This is a genomic window from Alteromonas sp. M12 (genome assembly GCF_037478005.1).
GTDB classification, from domain to species: Bacteria; Pseudomonadota; Gammaproteobacteria; order Enterobacterales; family Alteromonadaceae; genus Aliiglaciecola; species Aliiglaciecola lipolytica_A.
Map to the genome: position 1 here is coordinate 4,476,261 of NZ_CP144164.1, position 26,930 is coordinate 4,503,190.

The following is a 26,930-nucleotide window of genomic DNA, read 5'->3' on the forward strand; positions in this document are numbered from 1 at the left end:
AGATTATATTTGAGCCCCTTCATGGGTAACCTGAACACCACCAATCCAACAACCTAAGGTATTCAGTTGATCATCTAACAGCACAAAATCCGCTTGCATCCCCACACTTATTTTACCTCTATCTGAGCAATCTAAAAAACGAGCGGGAGTTAAACTTGCCATATTTAGCGCTGACTCTAAGGCTATTCCCATATTTTGATGAATATTACTCACTGCTGATGCCATATCCAGAGCGGAGCCAGCTAAGGTGCCATCGGGTAAGGTGAGTTTGTTACCGGTACGTATAATATGCGTATCCAGCCAAGGTAAGGATTCAACATCAGCCCCAACATGTGCCATGGCATCCGTCACCAACATTAAATTCTGCCAGCCTTTGCACTGGAACGCTAAACGGCAATTGTAAGGGTGGACATGTAATTCATCGGCTATCAGTCCACAAGTAACTCGGGGATCGTGCAATGCTGCAGCCACCATTCCTGGATTTCGCGCCGCCAAGCCTGACATGGCATTGAATAAATGCGTAAACCCACTAGCGCCAGCATCGATGGCTTGCAGAGCAGTATCAATGTCAGCATTTGAGTGACCCAAAGAAACAATCACACCGCAGCTTACCAATTCCGATATCTGTGCAGCTGAGACATTTTCGGGGGCCACAGTGACCACAACTTTACCCAAATCTTGACGACAAAAAATCGCCATTTCCTCTTCGCTTAGCGGTCTTATTTCATGACTTGAGTGAATTCCGCGCTTAGGAATACTCAGATGAGGCCCTTCAAAGTGTATGCCCAAAATTCCCGGTTCTTTTAACACAATCGCTTCTGCAATAGCGTCTGCCGCTTGCTGCATAATGGCCAAATTGTCGGTAATCAGTGTTGGTAACATTGCTGTTGTGCCAAACAAACTGTGTGCTTGTCTGATTTTTCTGATCGTAGTCAGGCTCGGTTGTTGATTAAACATGAGCCCGCCACCACCATTCACTTGAGTATCAATAAAACCAGCTGTCACCAACCCCTTTAAAGGTAAATCTGTGGATTGGGGATTCGTATCTAATCCGCGTATAACCCCGTTTTCAACACTCAACCTGACATTATCTCGAATACATTGCCCATCGAACAATCGACTGGCGTGGTAAAAAGTCATATTTGATTCCTGTGTGATTAGCCTAATTATCTCAATTGGAGTTAACTTGGATTAAAAGGGTCGTTACATTCTCGCTAAAACACAACAGCGAGCGCTACTTGCTGTTATGTAATAGGTCAAATTCTCTTTTCGCCAACATAATTGCGCCATACTCTGGTGCGGCAATTGGTGGCTGAATAGAGCCTTGAATATCTTCATCCAACCAAGGTTGGATGCGTGAGGCTAACCCACCTATAAAGGCGGTACGTTGAGGCCCATGAGTCTGTAATTTTCTCGCCAAAGAGCTCAAATAAGTTGCTCCTTGTTTGACAATTCCTGTTGCAACAAAATCGTTTTGATCTGCATATTCGAACACTAATGGCGCTAATTTAGCAAAATCTGCGGAACTGGAGGTTAAATATTTTTCGACTATTTGGGCGGGATCTGAACAATTAAAAAACTGAAAAACCGCCTCAACAAATGGACTTGATGGTGCAATGCCATCGAAACTTTCTAATGCCCAACGCACAGTTTGCAGTCCCATCCAAGCACCGCTGCCTTTATCGCCTAACAAAAATCCATGGCCTCCGTACTCAAACTGCAGCCCCTGATTACAGGCAAGCGCAGAACTACCGGTTCCAACTATAACAATGGCGCCTGAATCACTATTATGAGCACCTAAGCACGCAATGTATAAATCAGTACTCAGGGTCAACTGAGCGTATGGATGTTGCCACTCTAGCATTTGCGCTTTATAAAAAGGTAAATTCAAGCCAGCAAGCCCCATAGCTGTGTAGGTATTTGCCAAGGCGGAATTAGGTAAACCCGCAAGCTTTACAACCTGTTCACTGACCTGTTGGATGGATGCCATTGCCAATTGCTGATCCCGTGCAGGATTCGCAGGGCCGGCGACACTTTCAGCTAAAAGATTTCCTTGTGCATCTTCTAAGCGCGCTTTGCACTTACTACCACCACCATCAATACCCAAAAAATAGGAAGGATTAAGCAATTTTATGTCCTCATAGCAATCAAATTGCATTCTAACATGATATTTTTGCAGCTTGATTAAATCACCTCTGCAGTAAATATAATTTTGTCTATTTTAGCGCTGAACAGTTAACCATATTTGCGGGTTTAGGTACGCTTAAAATGAGGTAAGCCAAATGAGATAGAGCAGCACTAGTTTTTACTTAATCGCTTCTCGGTTTTTTGATTAATTTACGTTGTAAGGTTCTGCGATGCATTCCCAGTTGCCGAGCAGTTGCTGAAATATTTCCCTGATTAGCTTTCAGAACTTGCTGAATGTGTTCCCATTCCAACCTTGCAGGCGACATGATATTAGTATTCTGTGTGACCTCTTTTGGGGTGTCACCGGCTAACATTGCTAACAAGGTTTTACTGTCTACAGGCTTCGACAAATAATCATCTGCACCAGCTTTAATAGCTTCAACTGCGGTCGCAATACTGGCATATCCAGTTAACAGAATGATTCGAGAAGTGGGTAATAACTGCCTTAATTGCGGCAAGATGGACAAACTATTTTGGCTGCCCACTTTTAAATCTAAAATTAAGTGTGTTGGAAATGATTGCTGTGCCATTTCTAGGCCTTTTTCCACAGTATCTGCGTGCAAACATTGATATCCTTGGTGTGTCAGACGTCGCAATAAAATATCGGCAAAACTCTGCTCATCTTCCACTAACAAAAGTTTCATTGTAGGGTTACCAATTCTAATAAAACTTCGGCCACCGCCCCTGACTCTGAATGGTTGTACAAGCGCAGTTGCGCTCCCAAACGCTCTAATGTAGCGTGACTAAGTAATACTCCCATACCAAATCCTTGTTGACTTTCTACTAAGGTCGACCCCAACTCGAGCAAGCTCTGTTCGGGTAGTCCGGTACCAAAATCACGGATACTGAGCACCAGTTGACTTGTTTTAGCATGATTATTGACTTGACACTGAATTTGAATCTGTTGGCAGTTATTACGTTTACTAGATTGCACAGCATTTTGAATTAAATTTAATAACGCGGGTAACAAAGTGGTATCTGCACGAACAGCAAATTTCTCTAAGCTCGCTATTTTGTATTGGACTTCTATATCAGCAAAATTTAGCTGTACCTCTTGTTGCAATTTGACAAACAATTGAGGTATTGGAATCAGTCTTTTGGTGTTTAACTTTACCTCTTCCGACATCTCGCGAAAATCTTCCAAACGACGGCTACATAAACTTAATTGTTCGCTCAATTGTTTGAGCAGAGGATTGTCATCATTTAATTCAAACTCAAGCTCTTCGGTTAGCAAATTTGCCGTCGCCAAGGGGGTTGCCAGTTGATGAGCAAATTGAGCTGCAGTAGTGCCTAATGCTACCAATTGTTCTTGCCGTAATTGTTCTTCCCGCAACTTGCTTACAAAACGCTCTTGGTTTCGCATAGCTTGGGCTAAAGATGCCACCACCAGCACCACCACCAATGCAGATACAACAAAATTCACCCACATTCCTAAGAAGTGTTGCTGCATATCGACCATATGCATCTGATGAGGGTCAATGCTAAAGAATAATACAGAATAAGCCACTAAAGCGGCAAAGCTGACCAACAGCAACAAGCGACGAGAAAGAGTAACTGCGGCAATCGCGACGGGTATCAACAATAACGAAACAAAGGGGTTGGTTGCACCTTTGGCAAAGAATAACAATACTGTCAAAAGTACAATATCGAGCAAAACTTGGAACAGATATTCACCTGAGTGGGCGTTTCGATTGCCTCGATAACAATAGAATAGCAACATATTAATCGCCAACTCTAGTGCAATAATTAACTTTAAAGTTAAATAAGGAAGTGTGTATTCAAACCAATATTCGGCAAGTAAAACGACCAACAACTGCGCAAATATGAATCCATATCGCAGTTTGATGAGTTTTAATAGTTGTCGGTTAGTTTGTAGGTGTGGCATCGAGATTAAATCACTTTAGTCTATTTTTCATTATTTATAGCAGCTTATAGTGCCAAACTAAACCCACAGACCATCTACTAACCCCTTCTTCTTGGGTATCATCTTGATACCATTCAGTACGAAACCTGAAGTCTTGGTGAAACTGCCAAATCCAAGCCACAGCAGCTTTTGCCGGTTCATGGTCATTATTAAATAAGCCTGACTGTTGGATAAAGGTTTGTGATGTCTCAGTAAATCGATTGTCTACCACTAAACGCTCATACTTAGCTTGTAAGGTATGATTATCAAGTGACACGCCAACTTGAAACTTGTAACCATCTTGAGTGGCGTCTAAAACCGCTGTCTGCGTTGTGTCAGCTAGGTCAGCATCGAAGTCAGCTCGAATCCATTCAACGTCAGCATGTAAAGTGATAGGGTTAAGTTGCCATTCAAGATTAGCAAATGCCCCGACCATAGTGGTATCACCAGAGAATGAGAGATCTGATGCGGTAAGATCTTGGTCGCCATGGCTGTGACCATCGCTATAACGTTCATCAACTCGATTCTCCGCTCGGCTATGCATTAGCCAACTACCTAAAGTGGCATTTATCCCGTCGTGTTCATATTGATAATGGGCGAACAATGCTGCGGCACCTTCTCCGGAGGTCGCTGGCCAATTGTCGCCATTCCAAAGCTCAGCACCAAAATCAATTCCCATCAAACGGATTCTAGCGCGCGCTCCTAAGTCTCTGGAATGCCGTCCAAAAAAGACATCAGCGAGCAAAGGAGCTTCACTAAATACATCGTCAGATGCGTGAAAATTAGCCGTCAGTGTCACTTCAGTTGCCATTTTACCTACTTCAAATAACAATGGCTGTCCTGCGATAGAAGAGCGCGTCCCAAACCAAAGGTTTTCTAATTCTAACTCGCTTTCACCACTGTGACTGTGAGCCCCTACTTTGGTGCTAATGAAGTAATCATCTTTAATGTTTAAGTGCCCCAACAATTGCACATCATCCAAAGTTATACCTTTTTCTACAGGAAGCGCTTCGCCGCCAAGTAGTACACCAGGGAACTGCCAAATTTCAGTATCCGAGAACGCATCTTCGCTTCGATAAGTGATTGCGGTTCGCACTTCAACTGAGTCTGGACGCGCGGCTATGCCCTCAACTTCGTGAGCTTGCGATGTAAAAGGGACAAAAAATCCAAAAATTAAGCATGCTTTGAGTTTCATTATTGCTCTTCAAAAGGGTTTGAAAATTTAGGGTTATTAATAAATTCGTAATCGGTAAGTGACTCTAAAAAAGCGATCACAGCATCTATCTCTTCATCACTTGCGACAAATCCCAAGATGAGTCCAGACTTCAACGGACTTAAATTACCGTCACCGGCGTTTTCACCATATTCGATTAAACGCCCACCACGGGCATAGTGCTCGATGACTTCCCGCAATGTGGCAATACTGCCATCGTGCATGTAAGGCGCAGTTAATTCGATATTGCGAAGACTTTGTGGCCTGAACAACCCTTTATCAGCTTCATTTAAGGTTAAATCGTATAAACCTTGATCGCTTGCGGGGTAACTGCCCTCACCATCAACGTTGTACAAACCGTTATTGAAAAATGGGAATTGGATGTTGCCTGAATTTGTATTCGAGTCTCGATAGGAAACAGAAAAGTTTGCACCAGTATGGCAATGGAAACACTCGAACCTTTCACCATTAAATAATTGAAATCCCAATTTTTGCTGTTCTGTCAGTGCGGTTTTATCGCCCAGTAAGTACTGATCATAAGCGCTACCGGCACTTATCATGGTGCGCACAAAGCTGGCTAAAGAAAAAATGATTTTATTGATTGTGGCGCCTGTATCACTCTGAGGAAAAGCATTTGCAAACATTTCAACATAAGCGGGATCAGCATCAAAGCGTGCTAACACTTCTTCAAGTTCCGAGTCAGTAACGCCTAATTCAATAGGATTATCGGCACGAATGGGCACATTTAGCTGATCTTCAAGTTCCAGAAACGTATCGTTGCTCCAAGTGAATGTCGAATGATAAACCACATTTGCCAAACCTTGACTGTTGCGGGTTAATTGATGGCCGGTGGAGCCTGTTGGCACTTCTAAGCCATCAGAAAAAGCCAATTGTTGGTCGTGACATGATTCACAAGATTGAGTTTGATTAGCAGACAAGCGTTTGTCGTAAAACAAAAAACGACCCAGTTCAATTTTTTCCCGAGTGAGCGGGTTAAAATCAGGAATTGCTGGCACCGCCATATGCTCAGGTAGATCCAACAATTCCCTTAGGGTTTCTTGTTGCACACTTTCTTCCACCGTCGTAGTGGACGATTGATTACAGGCACTTAACATTGCCACTATCACGACTGCAAAAATGTACTTCATATCATCACTTTAATTGCACTAAAATAAATATCTAATAAGGCAAAACGAAGATTCAACAACAACCTTGAAAATCATTCCATACTCACGGTTAGATTGCTGCTGGCAGTCGCTTCTCCAGTGTCCCCGTCAATCCCAAAGTTAACGAATATAGGGCCGCAGTCCACTTGTGCAGAACTAGGCGCGGAGTGACAACTTACAGCAGGTGCATCGGTTCCATTTGTTGATGCAAACGCCACATCGTTCAACACCTTTTGCACATCAATCACCACAGTATTTACCGCCGGATCAAAATCAATGAGCTCGACTTTGGGGGTATTTACAAAGTCACACTCATCTTTACCTTCAAGTGCAAGCAATCCATCTCCACCACATCCGCGACTACCTATGTGTAAGTAACCTTCACCAGCAACCCCATTGGTATCTTCAATGGCAAAGTTCATCACGAAATGGCGATAACCACCTGCCCAAGACCAATACATTTCATTTAATGGAGAAGGAGCGTCTTCAGCTGAGTTGGTCGCAATTACATCTTTCATTACGCCTTGGGGAACACCAACATCAAAGGTCACTTTAGTGACGCCAGTATCAAACAACGTCCCAGTTATTGAGGTATTTGTCCGAGCGGTACCTTCACTAAACGCGATTGCATCAGATTGGCAAGAACCACTTGAATTGCTGGTCATATCTACGAGTCCAACAAAACCTTCTGCGTTTTGATACTGGAATTCGTTTTCATCTAATGTGATCTCAATCTCAACATCATACTGGTCATAAAATTTAATATTGCTCACATAAAAACGCAGATCGCTCAAACCAACACTGTAACTCTGATCACTGCCGTATCCTGTTAGCATGGTGTCACAATTGATTTCTTCAGAACCGCTCATAGCTTTAAAGTTAAGATTAAAAGCTGTGGCTACAGGAGCCACTAAAGTATCGTCGCTGGAACTGCTTCCACCGCACCCCGTTAAAACACTAAGACCAAATAATCCGGCGATACTGGTAGATATAAAACGTGCATTCATTTGCATAATAGTTCTCTAATAATGAGTGGTTAATGATGAATTACTAGTGATGCGAGCCTTCAGTGGCAGACTGATTAGGTTTATCTTCTACCCAAACCTCGACGGGTAGTTCTCCACTGTGTTCGAATTGCAAAGTCGCGATAAATTTATCGCCTTTTTGTAATTGCTTTTTAAGGCCAAGCAGCATGATGTGCGCGCCTTTGGGGAGTAGCGCTAATTCTCCTTTAGCTGGAATAATTAAACCATCGCGGGCTTCACGCATTCTGGCCATATTTTGATTGAAGGTGGTTTGATGTATTTGAACCGATGAAGCAATATTTTCAGGTACTTTCACGGCAATTAACTTTTCCGATTCAGCACTGGGATTGTGGATGTTTAGGTACACGGCCCCCGTTGTTACAACAGGCGCAGTCGGTCGAGCCCATGGATGCTCAATCTGTAATTTGCCAGCATTAAAGTCGTGTGCAAGCACGCTAAAAGAACACAAAGAAAATACAAATGTGAGTTGCCAGAGCAATATACGCATGGCCTATTCCAATATAAACAATAACGATGATTGGCGACCATTATAGAAACTTAAGTGCTATCAACAATGCGACATATTGTCGCACCCTATTAGCAATTCAGTGGGTTAAATAATTGAAACATAGTGCATCTTTAGTCAATGCAGCGCGGAAGATAAAGCCCGAAAGCCTGAATCTATATAGATTCAGGAACGGAAACTAAACACCAAATAAAAGGTACAGTGTTTAAACTGCTTGCTGAGAAACGTCGATGGCTTTACCCATTTTTTTGCGCTTATTCTTTTTAAGCGGGGGGCATAAATCATCATTGTTGTAATACACAATACATTCCAAACACTGAACGCATTCATTGTAATTAATCTCACCTTTTGGGGTGATAGCTTTGATATCACATTTATGGTGGCATAAGGTGCACGGAGAGCCACAGTCTTTCCTGCGGGTTAGCCATTCCCCCAAATGGAAATAGCCTAAAATAGCTAATCCAGCCCCCAATGGGCATACATACCGACAGTAGAACTTATTAATAAATAAACCCGCGCCAAGTAGTACCAAGGAATACACAACAAATGGCCAATAACGATAAAACTGCAAGGTAATCGTCGTTTTAAAAGGTTCAACTTCTGACAACACTTCCGCAGTGCCCAGCGAATAAATTGAGGTAAATACCAGCCCTATCAATATTGCATATTTAATCCACCACAACTTGCTGTGTAACCAATACGGCACTTTCTTTTGGCGAATACGTAACTTTTTAGCCACCCAACCAAGCATTTCCTGCAATGCGCCAAAAGGACATAACCACCCACAAAATATTCCACGGCCGACTATAAACAAGCTGATAAAAACGTAGATCCACAAAATAAACAACACCGGATCCATTAAATACATTTGAATTTCAAAGCCTTTGAATAGACTTTGAATAATTGGAAATATATTAACTACCGATAATTGCCCTTGCGCATACCAACCGATGAAAAACAGGGTGAAAAACATGAACCCCCAACGTACCACACGGAACAATTTTTGATTAGCAGACAACCGATGCTGATAGACGAAAATAAAAGTGACGGCGATTAAGCTAATAACTAAAACGCTTATCACAGCAATCCGAGATTCCCATATTCTTACCCATGGCGGTGTAGCGGCCTCAACTTCAACAGCCTCCGCAATATCAAAAAGAGACAGTGGCAACTTATATTCATTCTGAAAACTAGCTTGTTGTTGTACGAGGTGGTTTTTAGCCACTGTTATATTGAGGGAAAACTGCATCGGTAAACTAGGATTAAATCCCGACTGCGTATTAACCACAAACAGTTGTAAATCATCGGCGATTGGCGCTTGTTGCGCTAGGCTAGGCTCAGTAAAGCTATAAAAATTTAAATCCCGCATCGCCAGCGGTAAACTGCCTTGCTCCAAACTAATCTGGTTTGCCACTGTACCTGGCTTGAAATCATCTTCCAGATAGTGATAAAAACCTTCTGACATAACCGCAAACGCTTGTTCGTTAGGCTTTAATCCGTCCATTAATCGTTGGTACTCACCCTCACCAAGCAAATTAATGCCAATACTAGGAGCATTCAAATAGGCGTAGTAAATAGTAAATTCATCACCTTGTTCGGTGGTGAATGTATCTGTTGGAAAGTCTTCTAATGCGGCATGTAATTGTTGTTCAAATTGTTCTCGGGTTAGCGTCCATTTTTGCACATAGTTTTTGTCTAAAAGTTGTTGCCATGTGAGTGGCTGAAAATCGTCGTTAGGGGTAGCTAAAGGCGCAACTGTAAAACCCTCCAACATATTTCTAGCCACTTGCAAAGAAGACAACAAAACAGTGTCATTGACCACAATCACAGAGACAGTGGCTTTGGTAACGCCATCAACATGTACAGTGTTGTCATCGGGATTGGTATCGTTAGCGGCTTTGTCTACTATGATTCGATTGGATACGTTTTTACCAATGTATTGGGCAATGAATGCATTTAATGGCTCAGGACCTAAACCATGCAGAAATATTGGCTCATGATGCGCTAAAATTTGAATCCCTTTGATGTTGCCTAAAGTGTCGAGTCCAATCAAAAGGTTAATTTTGTCGCCTGAAAAACCCGGAAGTTCGACTAAGTCATTTGTTTGAAATACGTAACCAAGTAATTCTTGAAGTTGATATACCGGTTGTACCGGATACTCCGCTAGGGTTTCACCGATTAACGTGGCTTTAGGAAATATTTGTTTGATTTGTTCTTCAGGTATGGCAGACGCCTGCGCTGCGCTATGCAAGAAGGTGATTGCGAATATGATTAAACAATTGCGAACAAGCATCATGGCAATTGGCTTCCTAATTTGCCTCAGTTGATAAACAAACTGACGTAATCAAATTAAAAACGGTCTGGCAAATACAGCTGCCAGACCACTTAAATAAAAAACGTGACAAGATGGTGGGACCCCCCCTTGTCACGGCGCCAACATTAACTGCGTGGCAATTTAAAGGTCCAAACGGTTCCTCCTTGGTTGATATCTTTGATGGTCTTAGCAACTTCACCGCCCCACAATGGAACAGCGCCACCCCATCCAGATAACACGCTCAGGTATTGTTCACCGTCTTTTTCCCAAGTCACAGGCGAGCCAACAATGCCTGATCCAGTATTAAACTTATAAACGACTTCACCAGTCTTGGCATTAAAGCCATATAAATAACCTTCAGGTGTTCCAGTGAACACTAAGTTACCAGCAGTGGCCAATACACCACCCCATAAAGGCGATTTATTTTTGAATTCCCAGACCAATTCGCCGGTTTTAGGATCAACCGCTTTTAATGAACCTATGTGGTCGAAAATAGGTTTAATGGTAAAGCCAGAACCTAAATAAGCCGCACCTTTTTTGTAATTTACCGGCTCATTCCAAATGTCCATGCCCCATTCATTAGAAGGTACATAGAACAATCCAGTATCTTGACTGTAAGCCATAGGCATCCAGTTTTTACCACCTAAGAATGCAGGTACAGAAAAGATCGATTTACCCTTCTCACCTGACTCAGAGTCGGCTGGATTTCCTGGACGACCTGTTTCACTAAAAATTGGGCGTCCGTTTTCATCTAAGCCCGTAGCCCAAGTAATCCCGTTAACAAATGGAAATCCGCGAATGAACTTACCGTCTTCACGGTTAAGAACATAAAAGTAACCATTTCTATCTGCGGTTGCTGCTGCTTTTACCGTTTTGCGGCCATCTTTATAGTCAAACGCAATAACTTCGTTCACACCATCAAAATCCCAACCATCATGTGGCGTGGTTTGAAAATGCCAAACAATTTTTCCAGTATCAGGATCGATGGCTAAACGGGATGAACTGTATAAGTTGTCACCTGGACGTAGGTGGGAGTTCCATGGTGCTGGGTTACCAGTACCCATAAATATCAAATCTGTATCTGGATCATAGGTGCCACCTAACCAAGTAGCTGCGCCACCAGTTTTCCACAGGTCGCCGGTCCAGGTTTTGTTTGCTTCGCCGCCAGTAATCCCGTTCTCTTTACCATTGAGGTATCCCATGTGGCCTTCTACAGTGGGACGCAACCAAATTAACTCACCGGTTTTAGCATCTCGGGCTTCAACTTTACCCACTACCCCAAACTCACCACCAGATATACCCGTCACGACCATACCTTTAACGATCATAGGTGCTGCAGTAGATGAGTAACCTGCTTTGTAATCACCCATCTTTTTACGCCAGCGAACCTTACCGGTTTTCTGATCCAAGGCGACCAATATTGCATCTAGCGTACCGAAGATAACCAAGTCATCATAGATTGCCACACCACGGTTAATCACATCACAACAAGGCATGATGCCATCAGGTAGTCGAGCTTCGTACTGCCAAAGTTCATCACCAGTGTCCACATCAATTGCATACACTCGAGAATAGGACCCCGTCACGTACATCACACCATCTTTCACTATTGGCTGTGATTCTTGACCACGTTGTTTCTCGCCCCCTAAAGAGAAAGCCCAAACAGGATGCATTTTTTTGACATTTTTGGTATTCAGAGTATCAAGTGGACTGTATCGCTGACCACGAGGACCAAGACCATAACTAACCACATCATCTGTGGTTTGCTGGTCGTTGATAATATCTTTATCTGTGACTGCGGCATGCGCACTTGCACTTAACACCCCAAACGCGAGGGATAGGCCAAGTGTCGTACTAAGCAATTGGCCTGAAATTTTTCGGCTTTTCATTAGAATTCTCCAGTAGTTCAACAGGTACTTTAAGGCGTTACACCGCCTTTATTGTTTTTCCGAGGCGGTCCTACGTACTGACTGGTATCCCCGGGATTTAATGTAATTGTCCGTCTCTTGCGGTAAAACGTATTAAACTGCTTTCACCACCTTAGCCGTCGTGAATTAGTATCGAACAACAACTTGTTAACAACCATTGAACCTTGGATTATCATTCTTAGTCCGTTAGTAGTAGTACTTAGCAAAAAATTACGCATTCTAAAGTCCCAAACAATCTAAATACTTTTTTTCACTATTTGCTTGTTAATTCACTTTCAACAGCGTTTGCGGATTATTAGGCAAATTGAAAAAGCCTAATTGCACAAATGAGGAGGAGGAAATTACAGATTGAAAATTGATTAGAGCACTGCGGCTCTAACCAAGGGTGTTATTTACTTTGTTGATACAGGCTGGCTGGTTCAAAAGTGATGCCGTAACTGTCAAAGATAGATTGCATTCGCTTGTCGTCGACCATCAGGGTGATTTGATCTTCAATAGCATACGCCAGCTGACGAAAATCTTGTTGTACCGCCATTCCAATGTCCCAAGATTTAATGCTGATAGCTGCCAAACCAGCGGCATTTATCGTGAAGCGCGGTTCAATATCAGGCATTCCCCACTCTAATTGCGAACGCATACCAGAGACGGCCGCAACTTCTTGTTTTTTCAGCAGGTCGATTGCTTCGAAAATATCTTTGCTATGAATAATGTTATCGCGTAAACGTCCACCTATTGTTGCGCCTAGAAAAAAACTCGGTAAAGAATCGATTTCAACCGCAATTTTTTCGTACTGAAAGATAGCTAAGGTATCGATGTTATTGGTTTTTTTGGTATCTTTGAGGATTGCCCAACTCTCTCGATGATAGGGACCAAACATCACCACCATTTCGTTTTTAGGTAATCCATAGCCGTCAATTGCGTAGCTGAACTTTCGATCGTATGGCACTCGCATCATCAAATCGGCTTTTTCCCGAGTGATGATGTGGCCTTTCCAGATAGCATTGCGCATATCATCTTCGAGGTTCTCATCTGCGGTAATCCACATCCAGCGAATATCTAGCTCAAGCTGCTTGGCTACTTCTTTGGCAACATCTACATCAATGCCCTTTGGTTCGTCCCCTTGTTTGAACGAATAGGGTGGAAAGTCGTTATAGACAGCCACCGAGATGTAACCAGACTCCATGATGTCATCAAAACTACGCGCCATCGAAGCAGCAGGAAACATACTCATAAAGAGTAAAATTCCTGCAATCAGGTAGCGACACCCAAGTTGACTACTCATGGCTTACTCTGGCACGTCACGAGTTTCAATGTATGCTTTAATTGCCCACATTGCTTCTTGGCTTAAAATACCTTCGAACGGAGGCATATAAACTCGGCCATCCACTACTGCGCCATGACGAATACGGCTCATGAACCAAGCATCCGCTTCTTCACTGCTAAAAAATTCATTAGGATCATTCAGTTTACGTAAATCCGGGGTTATTCCACCAGAGATCACCGCAAGGCCATGACAACGAGCGCAGTTCTGGTTGTAGGCGGAGTCACCTACTTTTATTGCTTGCTCATTGCCAGTAAATGGATTTGTCTCACGCCATTCCTCACCTAATTCAGGCAAACTACTTACATCAACGGCTTGCGGCGTAACATCACCATGGGCGTACACTTGATAAGTAAACACAGACATCATCGCCAGCGAACTTGCACATACAGCTGTAGCTAATTTATTCATTATCGTTCTCCAAAAGTTGTCTTAAAGTCATCTAAAAGTCTTAGCTGGTCTCTAGAAGCAGACAACTTTAGTCGTGTTGTTTGTCGTTTGAGCATCTCATCCCAGCCAATAGGGTAACGTTAGGTGATTCAAAAAAAGCTTCCAATTGTACTTAGGTAGTAAACCTTTCATCCTTTTTGCTCATACATAAAGCCTAAATCTTCCATTAGTATGAGTCAGACTTAGTGATAAAGAAGGAATTGCGCTCATGTTTATGCTGAACAGTACGGACGATGATGCCCAACCAAAAATGCCAAGTACTTTATTGGGTTTGCGACTATGGCGACGAATTGATTATCAAACAATCTGCTTAAGTTTACTGACTTTGCTGTGTGTAGGCTCGGTTACCAAGGTTAAAGCACAACAAAGTGCAGCAAACTTAACGATTCCAATCGCGATAGTAGTAGAGCAACCAGCCAAGCCTAACAGCGTCCTTGCGAGTAAGTTACGGGCAGACAATCTGGCCGTCTCAGGCGCGCAACTAGGTATTAATGATAGCAATACGACTGGTCGATTTTTACAACAGCATTTCGCACTAACAGTCTTTCAAGATGCCAACATTAGTGCATTACAGCAACAAGTTTCCAAATGGGAACAACATCACCAAGGACCAATAATAGCGGTAGGTAGCGACGCGCTTTTGGCCAATTTATTAAGCCATAATTCAGCCCGCCGCTTAGTCATAAATGCTGGCAATAAAAGTGATACTTGGCGCACTAATCAATGTCAAAGCGGGTTACTGCACACCATTCCAAGTCAAGCTATGCTAAGTGATGCACTGGCCCAATTCATGGTGTTTAAACGCTGGCAAAAGTGGTTAATCGTGAGTTCATCTGATCAGCAAGATCAGACTATTGCGGCCTCCTATCAACGTTCAGCGAAACGCTTTGGAAGTAAAATCATTGGTCAACGTAAATGGACGTTCACTACTGACTTAAGACGGGTTGCACAACAAGAAGTCCCAGCGCTCACCCAGTCGAAAGATTACGATGTGGTTATTGTCACCGATGCGCACAACCAATACGGTTTTTATCTGCCATATAACACTTGGCTCCCCCGGCCGGTAGCAGGTACTCATGGCCTCACTCCGGTCGCTTGGCATCATAGTATTGAACAGTGGGGAGCTGTGCAGTTGCAAAACCGATTTAATCAGTTCACTGCTAGAGATATGCAAAACGAAGATTATGCCGCTTGGTTAGCAGTAAGGGCGATAGCTGAAGCAGTTACTCGAACCAAATCAAATGATGTACAAGTGTTGTATCAGTATTTGCTAAGCGATAAATTTGAGTTGGCCGCATTTAAAGGTAGAAAGCTAACTTTTCGGGACTATAACGGCCAACTGCGCCAACCCATTCCGTTAGTTCAGCCCAATGCGTTAGTTAGTCAATCACCACAACAAGGTTTTCTGCATCCTTCGACTGATCTCGATACGCTCGGATACGACAAACCTGAAGTTAAATGCAATATGGACAAGGTATAAATCATGAAAAACCTGTTGTTAATCTCATTCTTACTCGCAAATTTAAATTTGGCCTACGCAGAAACCGCCTATGTGTCTAACGAGAAAGATGACACCATCTCAATCATTGACCTAGATAGTTTAGAGGTGATCGATACCATTGATGTGGGAATGCGCCCTAGGGGCATCATTTTTAGTAAAGATTTTGCTTACTTGTATATTTGCGCCAGTGAATCTGATGCGGTACAAGTAATGGATGTGGCGACCAATAGAATTATTCACAACCTACCCTCTGGTGAAGATCCCGAACAATTTGCGTTGCACAAAAATGACCGTCATCTATACATCGCCAATGAGGACGACGCTGTGGTTACGGTAGTCGATACACAAACCCGCACCGTCCTCGCCCAAATCGATGTTGGTGTAGAGCCTGAGGGCATGGCGATTAGCCCAGATGGAAAGTGGGCAATAAATACCACTGAAACTACCAATATGTTGCATTGGATTGATACCAGCAATTTTCAATTGGTCGATAACACCTTGGTTGATCAGCGCCCCCGTCATGTGGAATTTAGTTTAGATGGGAAACAATTGTGGTCATCATCGGAAATCGGTGGCACAGTCACAATTGTTGATGTTGATACGCGAAAAATACTACATACCATTCGCTTTAATGTGAAAGGGGTACACAAAGATCGGGTGCAACCGGTCGGAATAAAACTAACCGATGATGGCAAATATGCTTTTGTGGCTTTAGGACCCTCAAACCACGTTGCAGTGGTTGATGCAAAAACCTTTGAGGTGCTTGATTACTTATTAGTGGGACGACGAGTGTGGCAACTGGCCTTTGCAAAAGACCAATCGTTACTTTTAACGACCAATGGGGTAAGTGGTGATGTATCCATCATTGATGTCGAGGATCTAGAAGTGATAAAGACCATTAGAGTCGGTCGTTATCCTTGGGGTATAGCGGTGAAACCGTGAAGCAAAATCAAGCAATCAGTCACACCGAATCAAGAGTACTAGAGATAACAGATCTGAATTATCGTTATCAGCAGAAGAAAGTACTAGAACAGGTCAATTTGTCTCTCGAAGCGGGCAAGTTTTACGCTTTGCTGGGCCCTAATGGCGCGGGTAAAAGCACATTATTTTCACTTATTTGTCGGTTATTGAATACCGAACATGGTGAGATAAAAGTGCAAGGTGAAAATATACAAAAGTCGCCGCGCAGTGCGATGCAATCTATGGGCATAGTGTTTCAGCAAAGTACCTTAGATTTAGATTTGAGCATTGCCCAAAATCTGCTGTATCACGCCAGTTTGCATGGCATAAAACGCAGTATCGCCAGCCAACGAATGCAAGCAGAATTAAGTCGTTTTAATTTACAAGATAGACAACATGAAAAAGTCAGAAATCTCAATGGCGGTCATCGTCGTCGTGTAGAAATAGCCAGGGCTCTGCTGCACCAACCGACATTGCTATTACTCGATGAAGCAAGCGTGGGTTTGGACGTAGAAACCAGACAAAGTATCAATCAACATATCAGACAACTGTGTGCCAAAGACGGAATTACCGTTTTGTCTTCCACCCATCAAATTGATGAAATCACCTTACAGGATCATCTGTTTATTTTACATCAAGGAAAGGTATGTCTAGACGCTCCTTGTCAAAAAGCACTGTCTGACCAGGGTTGCAGCGATGTGGCAACTTTGTATCAGAAAATGACTATAGGGGAAGCCTCATGATTCAATACTGGTATTGCTTTAACGGTATTATTAAACGAGAGATGCTGCGCTTTCTACAACAAAAAGCTAGGCTAGTAAGCGCTATCGTCAGACCGCTTTTATGGTTAGTGGTATTTGCCGCCGGATTTCGCGCAGCCTTAGGGATTGCGATTATCCCCCCTTATCAAACCTACATAACCTATGACGTCTATATAGTGCCGGGACTGGCAGGCATTATATTGCTATTTAACGGCTTACAAAGTTCGTTATCTATGGTTTATGACCGCGAGATGGGCAGTATGAAAGTACTCCTCACCAGTCCTATGCCTAGGCCATTTTTACTCATTGCAAAACTGCTGGCGGGTGCCAGTATCTCCATTATTCAAGTATATGTATTTTTTGCGATAGCATGGCTGTTGGGGATTAAAATGACACTAGTGGGTTACTTGCTGGCCTTTCCTGCACTGCTGCTCACGGCCCTAATGTTAGGAGCACTAGGATTGTTTTTGTCCTCTCGAATTAAACAGCTTGAGAACTTTGCAGGAGTAATGAATTTTGTCGTATTTCCGATGTTTTTCTTATCCTCAGCTCTTTACCCACTTTGGAAAATGCGCGAGTCAAACGAAGTGTTATATTGGATATCTCAATACAACCCCTTTACTCATGGAGTAGAACTTATTCGATTCGCCTTGTATGAATCAGCGAATTTTAATGCCATGATAATAACCTTGGTAACAACGGTAATACTAAGCGCCTTAGCCATCTGGGGTTACGACCCCAAACGTAGTTTGCAAAAAGTGAGAACCAAGATATGACTCGACAGTACACGCCCAAATCTTGTAAAATAATTGTTAAACTCAAATTAGGTTGTTCATTATGATAGAAATATTAGTAGCTGATGATCATCCATTGTTCCGCTATGCAATTACCGATTTTGTAGAGCGAAATATCCCTGACACGCAAACGATCACTTGTACTGATTTGGAAGAAGCTCTTGCTCAAGCAGAAGAGAATCCGAATATCGACCTAGTTTTACTTGATCTCAACATGCCCGGTATGGATGGTTTGAATGGGATAGTCCGATTTCGCAATTTATATCCTGAAGTGCCGATTGTGATCGTTTCAGCAGAAGAAGATAAGAGTGTTGTTCTTCAATCATTTACTTATGGCGCCGTTGGTTTCATAACTAAATCTTCGAGTTGTGAGCAAATTGTCGCGGCTATTGAACAAGTGCTTTCTGGTCAAGTCTATTTGCCACCGGATATTATTCGTAAAGGTTCCGTTAGTGAACCGAAAAAAGATTTAGCCGCACAACAGATAGATCCGAAATTAATTGGTGCGCTAACAAGGAGACAGTTACTGGTTTTCGAGTGTATCACCAAAGGCAAATCGAATAAGCAAATCGCTTACGAACTCAATATTGCAGAAACCACTGTTAAAGCCCATGTCTCTGCGATATTAAATAAATTAAATGTACACAATCGAATTCAAGCAGCTTTGTGTGCGGCTAATATTGATTTTAACCAATACTTAATTCGCTAAAAATTTAGTTTAATCGGTTATCCCAACTGCTCTTAATCAGTCAGCGCTGAATAAGGCCAATTGGGCTTAGTTGTTAGATAGTAAGTTAGAAATTGCCAGCTTCATCTTATGGGGCTTCACCGGTTTATTGAGTAAAGAATAACCTTTTTCTCGCACTTGTTGGCGAAGCTCATTGGTATAGTTGGCCGTAATCATAATCACAGGCACTGACTTTCCTAACACACTTTCGGTAATTTTCAGTGCATCAAAACCGGTTTCTCCGTTATCAAGATGGAAATCGGCAACTATCAATTGTGGCGCCAATGACCTTAACCAGTTGCGGTCTTGCAGTTGTTCTAGAGTTTGAACACTGGTTACCTGACATCCCCAGCCTTGCAATAAAGTCTCCATCCCGGAACAAATTTCAATATCATTATCAATGATTAGAATATTCGCATCTTCAAGGTGACTATTGAATCTATCTTGAGCCGTTGCTTGGTTCAAGGACAATTCTTGGCTGCTTTTTGTGCCATAAGGAATGAAGATACTAAACTTAGAACCTTGGCCTTCTACCGAAGTTACAGAGATACGATGATTCATAACACTGGCCAGCTTTTCAACGATAGCCAGACCTAAACCCAACCCCTGATCGTGACGTCGCTTTTTCGCATCAATACGGTTAAATTCGTGGAATATCTCCACTAACTTATCATCTGGAATGCCGATACCAGTATCACAGACTTGAATTTCCAGTGCCGATTTGCGTCTGCGAACCCCTAAGAGTATTGAGCCTTCATTGGTGTAACGCACGGCATTACTGAGTAAGTTACGTAAAATACGAGCCAATAAATAAGCATCAGAATGCACCACTCGGGTAGAGCCGCTAAATCGAAAACGTAAATTTTTCGCTTCGGTTTGCGGACCAAATTCACTGGCCAAATTATTCAATAAGTCATTAATCGAAAAGTCTTCTAATACGGGTTCGATCAAGCCAGCTTCAAGTTTTGAAATATCCACTAAAGCACTGATTAGTGATTCGAGGTTTTCCAATGAGTAACTTAACGAACTCAACAGTTTTTCAGCATCGGCACTCAAACTAAGTTCATTCAGCGCAGCGACAAATAGCCGCGAAGAATTCATCGGCTGCAATAAATCATGGCTAGTCGCCGCTAGGAACTTACTTTTAGATTCATTGGCGCGGTCTGCCTCGCTTTTCGCATCAATTAAACTTTTTTCGGCCAATTGGCGATCTTCTATTTCCTGGCGCAACTGCAGATTAATTTCAGATATTTTTTGGGTGCGTTGATTAACTCGCTGCTCCATGTAGTCATAGGCATGGCGTAACGCTTTGGCCGTTCTGCGCTGCTCAGTTACGTCTTGTTCTAACGTGAAAAATCCAATGACATTACGATCTTGGTCAAAGTGAGGAATGAAAGTCTTGTTGGAGATACGCGGATTACCACCATCGTGCCTGTGCTCAACCTCAAAGTTGACTGATTGCCCTTGCATCGCCCTTTCAATGTACAGATAAAGTTTGTTGAATTCTTCTTCACCTAGTACATCATTCAAATGGTGGCTAATGATTTCTGAGCGAGACCGCTGGAACCATTTTTCGAATTCGCGGTTGACGAATTCATAACACATATCTTTGTTTACATATGAAATCAACGCAGGCATCGCATCGGTTATTAATCGAATACGCTGCTCACTTTCTTGCAGAGCCTGTTGGTTTAGGCTGCGTTCGGTTATATCAGTGTAACTATTCAGATATCCACCGCCACTTATTGAATGCCGTTTGATAAGAATAACCTTGCCGCTTTGCAAGGTTTTTTCAGTCTCAAAATCATCCTTTTGAGTTAGAATACCTGACAATTGGTTCTCGGTAAGTGACTCATCTAACTCACTACCTCGCAGTAGTCCAAGATAGTTATCACCACGATGAACTTTGTTTTTGCGAATACCTGCTAATTGTAAAAACCGTTGATTCCACGTTTCAATATTGCCATTTGCATTCACTAAGGCAATTCCCTGAGACATGTTTTCTAAGGTCGACTTTAGTACCTGAGCTTGTTCAGCCATGGCTTTTTCATAGCGCAGCTCATCACTTTGTTTAATGTTAGTAATGTCGGTATAAACTACAACTAAGTCCCCTTCAGAGGACTTTCTTTCGGACATTTGAATCCAGGTACCATCTTTGAGTTTAAAAATAGTATGGGTGATAGGATCAGGATACATTCCCACCGTCTTTTGTGCTTTTGCCTGCTTATCAACATAAGGTAAAGACGCGGCAGTGATTTCCTGAAAGGTTGTTTTGCCAATTTCAAAATCAATATTGTGTTTGCGCCAGAACTCGCTGCAACGGCTATTTACCATCACCATTTTTCGTTCATCATCAAATAAAGCAAAGGATTCAGAGATACTTTCAATTGCATCATTGAGTCTTTGTCGTGCCTGATCTGATGCCTGCCGGTTACGTTCAGCATCCAAACGTGCTTGTTCTAATTTTTGGTTCGACTCTTCAAGTCGATGAAGGGTTTGCTGCAGTTTTTGAGTTCGTTCTTTTACTTTATCAGCCAGTAGCGCTGCATCTTCGAAGGATTGATATGCGTCACTGTGATTTCCCCACCCCATTTCAACGCGACGCATCAAAACATTGTTTATTTTGCTAAGTTTTTGATTTTCATAGCGCAGTTGTTCTAGTTCAGTTCTCTCATGATCTACTTTGACAGTTAGCTCACTACTTTCTGGTAAGGGAACGTTGGTTTGGGTCATATGGATATCCAATAGCAACACCCGTAAAGGTATGATTCAGGTGCAATCCGTTAATTTGTTCGCCATAGGTACTAAAGCCGATTACATTGTTCTTTCGATACATTACAGACATTTCTTCGGCAATATCATGGTGTTCTATTTCTATTCGTCGGTGAATACAATCAAATCCAATAACCAACTGCATCTCACCCACGGATTCTTTCAATAAATTAAAAATAAGCGATGTATGTGGCAACAATCCGGGCGAAATCATTTTAGTTAACACCACGCCTGAGTCGATGGCACAGAAAAAAGTTAAACTCAGATCGTCATTCACTTTTTGAATACTGCGAATATACAATTGTTCACCAAATTGTACCGCCAGTGGGTACATTGCAAAAGTTTTAGAGTTCAAATCCTCTAACTTCAAACCATTAATTCTACAGTACTCAAGCGCCGCAGGTTCGGCATTAAATTCATGCACCACACGGGAATTAGGTGCTACCTGTGTTACCACTAGCTTTTCGTCTTCTGGTGATAAGTGATGCTGGCTAAACACTTCGAACTCACAAATTGTATTCACTAACATGATAACCGCAGCATTAGTGTAAAATTGGCCATCGTAATAAACTTGTGTGTTGAGGAAGTTCTGGTCATCGCCTGCAGAACCACCCACGATGGGGATATCTTGCAGACTCAAACTTAGTGCATTTATCACCAACTCTTCACGTACAGACAAACCATCTAATAACGACAAAGCAAAACACTGCTTTTCAATGGGATGAGGAGACACTGCTTTTTCACGCAATTTATCCATCATTCCACCGACTAAAACATCAGATTCAGCTACATTAAAGGTGGCTAAATCTTCAATTAATATAGACTCAACAGCAAATTCACTGCTACTTAATGCAAATGCGCTAATGCTGTGTTTACGATAGCCCAACGGGGTAATTTCACCAGCAGAAGTACAACCTATTACCACCGTATCTGAAAAATACTTAGTCAACTCTTTTGATAGTTCTGCTTGAGGATAATTAACCCCACAATAAAACACTACACATGTTGGCTGACAAGGCGCAATCGCAGCATAAATTTCTTCGGCAGCAAGCACAGGGTCAGTATGCTCCGAACCAGCCATTGCCACGCCTGGGATAGATTTTTCCACCACATTTAAATGCAGATTTTGATTGCCCATGTTTCCTCCTGATGTATGGAGGAATACTATCTCTTTCACAATTGCTTAACAACAAAAGCCATCATGTTTCACATACATTTAGCACTATTTTCATGTGTGCAAAGTAAATCTGGAAATTGACGGTAAAAAAATTGGCAAATGTCACCTACCTCAGGATCATGTAAATATCGCGGTCGAGGAAGCGTCACTTTTCTTTCTTCGATCACTGTCATCGGTTTTTCACTTAAAAATATGATTCTATCTGCAATAGCGACAGCTTCAGTTAAGTCATGGGTAACATATAATATGCTTGAATGCATTTGTTGTTGAAGAATCAACAACTTCTGGCGTAACTGCTCTGCCGAAGGTGCATCTAAAGACGCAAAGGGTTCATCCATGAGTAACACCTCTGGGTTAAACATAAATGCTCTGGCTAAGGCGACCCGCTTGGTCATGCCACCGGATAATTGTTTCGGATAGGCATTCTCATGACCTTCCATACCAACCAGTTTAAGGATTTCCAACGCATCTTGCTCAACCCTTTGTTTATCCTTTCGGCCTTCAGCAACCAATACGACATTTTCCAATACGGTCAACCAAGGCATCAATCGCGCCTCTTGAAACATTAAACCGATATTATGCATTGCACAATTTGGACTAGTGATAGTGCCTTCAAATTGCTCATCAAGACCAGCAATAAGATTGAGCAAGGTACTTTTACCCGCACCCGATGGACCAATTAAGGCTACAATTTCGTTTTCGTCCACCGAAAAATTCAGGTTTTTAATTATGCTGACACCAGCTTCAAAAACTTTGTTATGAATATCTACAGTTAACATTTTCGCCACCTCGTTACTTTGCGTTCCCAGGGTCTTAAAATCAGCCCTTCAACGGTGTAAATAATTGCAGCAAAAGCAAAGGTATATGCCAAAATACTGGTGATATCGAAAAACTGAAAAAAGTTACCAAGTTGAAAACCAACACCGTTACTGCAGCCAACCAACTCCACAACTAATACAATTTTCCAAACTAACGCTAGTCCCGTTCTCGCTGCTGCTAAAAAATATGGATAGAGCTGTGGTAGATATACTTTTGTTAACGTTCGCTGCCAGGGTAATTGATAGACTTTCGCTACCTCCATCAGACTTTTATCGATGGCTTTTGCTCCCTCACGTAAAGTGACAGCAACATTGGGCGCTTTGTTCAAAATAACTGCTAACACTGCAGAAAATTCATTTAGCCCGAACCACATAAAGCACAAAATGATGGTGACCAGTGCAGGTATATTTAGGGCCAAAGTGAGTAGGCTATCCAGCCAAATATCAACCTTTTTGAAATAGCCCATGAGCAGACCAATAATCGAACCCAGCAACATAGCAATGACGAAACTGAACATCACTCGTTGTAGAGTTACTCCCAAATGATAGGGCAGTTCATTTGATGCAATATGTTCAATAAGCGCGTTAAAGACCGCTGTTGGCGACGGCAACATTTGTACTGCAAAAAACCATACACTTAATTGCCAAAGACCCAACAATAGTAATAACGAGGCAATACGAATAAACGTATTTCCTTGGAAACCCTTAGATTTAACTTGAATTGGCTTTGTAGCTTTATCTAACACGGGTGTGACGCCAGAAGATATCATCTGGAAGCCCTCCCAAGTTGCCCGTCAAAGCATGTTGACTGTCATTTGCCTTGATGAGTTGAAATAGAGCGTCTATTTGTACTTTTTGCGATTGCACAAATGTATCGGGAATACCTTGTCGATATCCATCCATTAAAAAGGGTTGCACTTGCGCGGAGTACTTTTTGCTAAACGTGGGGATTTGCCGCCAAATATCGTCGTCATGTTTCATAAGTTGGCGAGCTTGCGCGGACATGCTCAAAAAAAGATTGATGGTTTCACTATTTTTATCCGCCCATTGTTGTTTGAATACCCAACCTAAAACAGGCACTTGACCTTCAACGTTTAGGGCATTCAATACTTCGGGCATGGTCACTAAAGACGGCATCCCCTGTGCGTTCAATTGCGCAGCGTAATGCCAGAAATTAATAACCGCATCTAAATCGCCTTTCGCGATTAGCGCGTTGAGCATCGGCGGGGCGGCGAACTTTACCGTCACATCGCGAGCGAGATCTAAATTGGCTTGCTGCTTTAAGAATGCTCGGTACAGCACCCAATTTTTATTGGTATTGCCCCCCGCAATGCCAATGGTTTTACCACGTAAATCAGCAAGTTCATGAATATTTGATTGGGGATGAGTAACAAGCGCACCAGCCGCGGTGGAATAGGGGTAAAAATAAAAGTCGCGGTTTGCTTCTTTTTGCCGTGCCACCCACAACCAATCATTAAGAATGACATCGATTGAACCGCCTTGTAAGGCAACTAACAGCGCTTGCGGTGAACCTAACGGAATTCGTTCAACCTCAAGGTTATATTGTTTTGCTAATTGTAATTTTTCTAAAACATCCATTTCCCAATTAAGGGTGCCATATTTTAAAACCCCAACACGGATAGTGTTACTAGCCTGAGCCGTTGCACTAAGCAACAACACCAAGAACAAAACTAAAGCGGTTGGAACTCGCATATATACTCCGGTTGTTTTAAACGGGATGAGTGTTAATCATCAACCTAAGTTGTTATTCGCTAAGCGAAAAAGGTTTCCGCACTGGGTGCGGAAACCCCCACTTACGCCTTTTTCAAGGCAACGCTTTTAGAAAAAGCCCAATGGGTTAATGTCATAGCTAACCAATAAGTTCTTGGTTTGTTGATAATGACCTAACGCCATCTTATGATTTTCACGGCCTACGCCTGATTTTTTATAGCCACCAAATGCAGCGTGGGCAGGGTAAGCGTGGTAGCAGTTAGTCCATACTCGACCCGCTTGAATTGCGCGTCCCATTCTGTATGAACGGTTCATGTCACGAGTCCATAAACCTGCGCCTAGACCAAATTCAGAATGGTTAGCAATTGCCAAAGCTTCTGCTTCGTCTTTAAAGGTAGTCACACCGACCACTGGACCAAAAATTTCTTCTTGGAACACGCGCATATCATTGCGACCTTTTAGCAAAGTAGGTTCAACATAAAAACCTTTGCTGAAACCTTCAATCATTGCAGGGCCACCGCCGATAAGTACTTCAGCACCCTCTTTTTTACCAATATCTAGGTAACTTAGAATTTTGTCATATTGCTGTTCTGAAGCCTGCGCACCCACTTGGGTTTCTGTATCCAATGGGTTGCCACGTTTAATTTGCTGCGTACGCGCAACTACCAGTGAAATGAAATCATCGTAAATGGATTCTTGAATCAATGCTCTAGAAGGACAGGTACATACTTCACCTTGGTTGAAGAATGCCAACACAGTTCCTTCAACACATTTGCTTAGATATTCATCTTCATGATTCATTACGTCTTCAAAGTAGATATTTGGAGACTTACCACCTAACTCAACGGTAGAAGGTATGATGTTTTCAGCCGCACATTTAAGAATATGAGAACCAATTGGTGTAGAACCGGTGAATGCAATTTTTGCAATACGTTTGCTGGTTGCTAAAGCTTCACCCGCTTCTTTACCAAAACCATTTACAATATTTAGCACCCCTGGTGGCAATAAATCACCAATCAGTTCCATCAGTACCAGAATCGACGCTGGAGTTTGTTCTGCTGGTTTCATGACCACACAGTTACCCGCCGCCAATGCTGGGCTCAATTTCCAAGCAGCCATCAGAAGTGGGAAGTTCCAAGGGATAATTTGGCCAACAACGCCTAGCGGTTCATGGAAGTGATAAGCGATGGTGTTCTCATCAATTTCACTCATATTGCCTTCTTGAGCACGCAAACATCCTGCAAAATAGCGAAAGTGGTCGACACATAACGGAATATCTGCGTTTAAAGTTTCACGCACAGCTTTACCGTTATCCCAAGTTTCAGCAACCGCCAGCATTTCAAGATTTTGCTCAATACGGTCAGCAATTTTCAAAAGCGTATTAGAGCGGTCAGTTGCAGACGTTTTGCCCCAAGCATCTTTTGCTCTATGTGCTGCATCTAGGGCTAAGTTAATGTCTTCCTCAGTTGAACGAGGAATTGAACAAAAGACCTCATTGTTAACAGGCGATACGTTATCAAAGTATTGTCCTTTGACCGGTGCGACCCATTCGCCACCAATGTAGTTGCCATACTGTTGTTTAAAAGTTACGAGTGAATTTTCTTGTCCAGGTTGTGCATATATCATTTTGTTAACTCCGGTGTTCATATTTAGTAA

Annotated in this window: 23 protein-coding genes; 5 read left to right on the forward strand and 18 right to left on the reverse strand. The window is 42.5% G+C overall.

The genetic code is table 11. From position 1 onward, the window contains the following. Window positions 1-3 precede the first annotated feature (3 nt). The 12 genes from nagA to pedF all read right to left on the reverse strand — a co-directional run bounded on the left by nagA (window position 4) and on the right by pedF (window position 13,994). Complete coding sequence (gene nagA / locus VUI23_RS19255) at window positions 4-1,140, reverse strand: N-acetylglucosamine-6-phosphate deacetylase (RefSeq protein WP_342805504.1); 1,137 nt, start codon at window positions 1,138-1,140, stop codon at window positions 4-6. A gap of 94 nt (window positions 1,141-1,234) precedes the next feature. Then, the gene (locus VUI23_RS19260) at window positions 1,235-2,128 is read right to left on the reverse strand and encodes a BadF/BadG/BcrA/BcrD ATPase family protein (protein ID WP_342805506.1); all 894 of its coding nucleotides are present in this window, start codon (window positions 2,126-2,128) and stop codon (window positions 1,235-1,237) included. 181 nt (window positions 2,129-2,309) lie between these two features. Further along, the gene (locus VUI23_RS19265; RefSeq protein ID WP_342805508.1) at window positions 2,310-2,831 is read right to left on the reverse strand and encodes a response regulator; all 522 of its coding nucleotides are present in this window, start codon (window positions 2,829-2,831) and stop codon (window positions 2,310-2,312) included. Beyond that, window positions 2,828-4,072, reverse strand: coding sequence for an ATP-binding protein (locus VUI23_RS19270; protein WP_216048713.1), 1,245 nt, complete (start codon window positions 4,070-4,072; stop codon window positions 2,828-2,830). Before VUI23_RS19270 ends, VUI23_RS19265 begins: the two co-directional genes overlap by 4 nt. Before the next feature lie 34 nt (window positions 4,073-4,106). Next, the gene (locus tag VUI23_RS19275; RefSeq protein WP_342805510.1) at window positions 4,107-5,285 is read right to left on the reverse strand and encodes a hypothetical protein; all 1,179 of its coding nucleotides are present in this window, start codon (window positions 5,283-5,285) and stop codon (window positions 4,107-4,109) included. Continuing rightward, a complete protein-coding gene (locus tag VUI23_RS19280; RefSeq protein WP_342805512.1) occupies window positions 5,285-6,451 on the reverse strand; it encodes an MbnH family di-heme enzyme in 1,167 nt (388 codons plus the stop codon). Before VUI23_RS19280 ends, VUI23_RS19275 begins: the two co-directional genes overlap by 1 nt. Before the next feature lie 71 nt (window positions 6,452-6,522). Then, a complete protein-coding gene (locus tag VUI23_RS19285; RefSeq protein WP_342805514.1) occupies window positions 6,523-7,482 on the reverse strand; it encodes an MbnP family copper-binding protein in 960 nt (319 codons plus the stop codon). Window positions 7,483-7,519: 37 nt separating this feature from the next. Beyond that, a complete protein-coding gene (locus tag VUI23_RS19290; protein WP_342805516.1) occupies window positions 7,520-8,002 on the reverse strand; it encodes a copper chaperone PCu(A)C in 483 nt (160 codons plus the stop codon). A gap of 223 nt (window positions 8,003-8,225) precedes the next feature. After that, window positions 8,226-10,316, reverse strand: coding sequence for a 4Fe-4S binding protein (locus tag VUI23_RS19295; protein ID WP_342805518.1), 2,091 nt, complete (start codon window positions 10,314-10,316; stop codon window positions 8,226-8,228). Window positions 10,317-10,459: 143 nt separating this feature from the next. Further along, entirely contained in the window at window positions 10,460-12,223 is a 1,764-nt protein-coding gene (locus tag VUI23_RS19300) for a PQQ-dependent methanol/ethanol family dehydrogenase (RefSeq protein ID WP_216048707.1), read from the reverse strand. 427 nt (window positions 12,224-12,650) lie between these two features. Next, window positions 12,651-13,544, reverse strand: coding sequence for a transporter substrate-binding domain-containing protein (locus VUI23_RS19305; protein WP_342805520.1), 894 nt, complete (start codon window positions 13,542-13,544; stop codon window positions 12,651-12,653). A gap of 3 nt (window positions 13,545-13,547) precedes the next feature. Next, window positions 13,548-13,994 (reverse strand): cytochrome c-550 PedF, encoded by a 447-nt coding sequence (gene pedF / locus VUI23_RS19310; RefSeq protein WP_216048705.1) that lies wholly within the window; start codon window positions 13,992-13,994, stop codon window positions 13,548-13,550. Between the two features lie 247 nt (window positions 13,995-14,241). Between pedF and VUI23_RS19315 the strand changes: the two genes are divergently transcribed. The 5 genes from VUI23_RS19315 (at window position 14,242) to VUI23_RS19335 (ending at window position 18,758) form a co-directional block, all read left to right on the forward strand. Beyond that, entirely contained in the window at window positions 14,242-15,513 is a 1,272-nt protein-coding gene (locus VUI23_RS19315) for an ABC transporter substrate-binding protein (RefSeq protein ID WP_342805522.1), read from the forward strand. A 3-nt stretch (window positions 15,514-15,516) separates the two neighbouring features. Further along, entirely contained in the window at window positions 15,517-16,476 is a 960-nt protein-coding gene (locus VUI23_RS19320; protein WP_216048703.1) for a YVTN family beta-propeller repeat protein, read from the forward strand. Next, complete coding sequence (locus VUI23_RS19325; RefSeq protein ID WP_342805524.1) at window positions 16,473-17,237, forward strand: ATP-binding cassette domain-containing protein; 765 nt, start codon at window positions 16,473-16,475, stop codon at window positions 17,235-17,237. The genes VUI23_RS19320 and VUI23_RS19325 overlap by 4 nt, the downstream gene beginning before the upstream one ends. Next, the gene (locus tag VUI23_RS19330; protein WP_342805526.1) at window positions 17,234-18,031 is read left to right on the forward strand and encodes an ABC transporter permease; all 798 of its coding nucleotides are present in this window, start codon (window positions 17,234-17,236) and stop codon (window positions 18,029-18,031) included. The genes VUI23_RS19325 and VUI23_RS19330 overlap by 4 nt, the downstream gene beginning before the upstream one ends. A 61-nt stretch (window positions 18,032-18,092) precedes the next feature. Next, window positions 18,093-18,758 carry a response regulator transcription factor gene (locus VUI23_RS19335; protein WP_342805528.1) on the forward strand — a complete coding sequence of 222 codons (666 nt, stop codon included), beginning with the start codon at window positions 18,093-18,095 and terminating at the stop codon, window positions 18,756-18,758. A 66-nt stretch (window positions 18,759-18,824) separates the two neighbouring features. Here VUI23_RS19335 and VUI23_RS19340 read toward each other — a convergent pair whose 3' ends face one another. From VUI23_RS19340 to VUI23_RS19365, 6 genes are all read right to left on the reverse strand, one after another. Beyond that, window positions 18,825-21,509, reverse strand: a complete 2,685-nt coding sequence (locus VUI23_RS19340; protein WP_216048700.1) for a NahK/ErcS family hybrid sensor histidine kinase/response regulator — start codon at window positions 21,507-21,509, stop codon at window positions 18,825-18,827. Beyond that, window positions 21,475-22,686, reverse strand: coding sequence for a nitric oxide-sensing protein NosP (gene nosP / locus VUI23_RS19345; RefSeq protein ID WP_216048699.1), 1,212 nt, complete (start codon window positions 22,684-22,686; stop codon window positions 21,475-21,477). Before nosP ends, VUI23_RS19340 begins: the two co-directional genes overlap by 35 nt. A 68-nt stretch (window positions 22,687-22,754) precedes the next feature. Beyond that, on the reverse strand, window positions 22,755-23,504 hold the full coding sequence (locus VUI23_RS19350; protein WP_342805531.1) for an ABC transporter ATP-binding protein: 750 nt from the start codon (window positions 23,502-23,504) through the stop codon (window positions 22,755-22,757). Continuing rightward, complete coding sequence (locus VUI23_RS19355; RefSeq protein ID WP_252729210.1) at window positions 23,498-24,313, reverse strand: ABC transporter permease; 816 nt, start codon at window positions 24,311-24,313, stop codon at window positions 23,498-23,500. Before VUI23_RS19355 ends, VUI23_RS19350 begins: the two co-directional genes overlap by 7 nt. Then, complete coding sequence (locus tag VUI23_RS19360) at window positions 24,279-25,256, reverse strand: transporter substrate-binding domain-containing protein (protein ID WP_342805533.1); 978 nt, start codon at window positions 25,254-25,256, stop codon at window positions 24,279-24,281. Before VUI23_RS19360 ends, VUI23_RS19355 begins: the two co-directional genes overlap by 35 nt. 126 nt (window positions 25,257-25,382) lie before the next feature. Then, window positions 25,383-26,900: an aldehyde dehydrogenase family protein gene (locus VUI23_RS19365; RefSeq protein ID WP_216048696.1), complete on the reverse strand. Its 1,518-nt coding sequence runs from the start codon at window positions 26,898-26,900 to the stop codon at window positions 25,383-25,385. Between the last annotated feature and the right edge of the window lie 30 nt (window positions 26,901-26,930).

Excerpts from the sequence above, each read along its gene's own strand:
- nagA (WP_342805504.1), bottom strand. The coding sequence starts at position 1,140 with ATGACTTTTTACCACGCCAGTCGATTGTTCGATGGGCAATGTATTCGA.
- VUI23_RS19265 (WP_342805508.1), bottom strand. The coding sequence starts at position 2,831 with ATGAAACTTTTGTTAGTGGAAGATGAGCAGAGTTTTGCCGATATTTTA.
- VUI23_RS19270 (WP_216048713.1), bottom strand. The coding sequence starts at position 4,072 with ATGCCACACCTACAAACTAACCGACAACTATTAAAACTCATCAAACTG.
- VUI23_RS19275 (WP_342805510.1), bottom strand. The coding sequence starts at position 5,285 with ATGAAACTCAAAGCATGCTTAATTTTTGGATTTTTTGTCCCTTTTACA.
- VUI23_RS19280 (WP_342805512.1), bottom strand. The coding sequence starts at position 6,451 with ATGAAGTACATTTTTGCAGTCGTGATAGTGGCAATGTTAAGTGCCTGT.
- VUI23_RS19285 (WP_342805514.1), bottom strand. The coding sequence starts at position 7,482 with ATGCAAATGAATGCACGTTTTATATCTACCAGTATCGCCGGATTATTT.
- VUI23_RS19290 (WP_342805516.1), bottom strand. The coding sequence starts at position 8,002 with ATGCGTATATTGCTCTGGCAACTCACATTTGTATTTTCTTTGTGTTCT.
- VUI23_RS19295 (WP_342805518.1), bottom strand. The coding sequence starts at position 10,316 with ATGATGCTTGTTCGCAATTGTTTAATCATATTCGCAATCACCTTCTTG.
- VUI23_RS19300 (WP_216048707.1), bottom strand. The coding sequence starts at position 12,223 with ATGAAAAGCCGAAAAATTTCAGGCCAATTGCTTAGTACGACACTTGGC.
- VUI23_RS19305 (WP_342805520.1), bottom strand. The coding sequence starts at position 13,544 with ATGAGTAGTCAACTTGGGTGTCGCTACCTGATTGCAGGAATTTTACTC.
- pedF (WP_216048705.1), bottom strand. The coding sequence starts at position 13,994 with ATGAATAAATTAGCTACAGCTGTATGTGCAAGTTCGCTGGCGATGATG.
- VUI23_RS19315 (WP_342805522.1), top strand. The coding sequence starts at position 14,242 with ATGTTTATGCTGAACAGTACGGACGATGATGCCCAACCAAAAATGCCA.
- VUI23_RS19320 (WP_216048703.1), top strand. The coding sequence starts at position 15,517 with ATGAAAAACCTGTTGTTAATCTCATTCTTACTCGCAAATTTAAATTTG.
- VUI23_RS19330 (WP_342805526.1), top strand. The coding sequence starts at position 17,234 with ATGATTCAATACTGGTATTGCTTTAACGGTATTATTAAACGAGAGATG.
- VUI23_RS19335 (WP_342805528.1), top strand. The coding sequence starts at position 18,093 with ATGATAGAAATATTAGTAGCTGATGATCATCCATTGTTCCGCTATGCA.
- VUI23_RS19340 (WP_216048700.1), bottom strand. The coding sequence starts at position 21,509 with ATGACCCAAACCAACGTTCCCTTACCAGAAAGTAGTGAGCTAACTGTC.
- nosP (WP_216048699.1), bottom strand. The coding sequence starts at position 22,686 with ATGGGCAATCAAAATCTGCATTTAAATGTGGTGGAAAAATCTATCCCA.
- VUI23_RS19350 (WP_342805531.1), bottom strand. The coding sequence starts at position 23,504 with ATGTTAACTGTAGATATTCATAACAAAGTTTTTGAAGCTGGTGTCAGC.
- VUI23_RS19355 (WP_252729210.1), bottom strand. The coding sequence starts at position 24,313 with ATGATATCTTCTGGCGTCACACCCGTGTTAGATAAAGCTACAAAGCCA.
- VUI23_RS19360 (WP_342805533.1), bottom strand. The coding sequence starts at position 25,256 with ATGCGAGTTCCAACCGCTTTAGTTTTGTTCTTGGTGTTGTTGCTTAGT.
- VUI23_RS19365 (WP_216048696.1), bottom strand. The coding sequence starts at position 26,900 with ATGATATATGCACAACCTGGACAAGAAAATTCACTCGTAACTTTTAAA.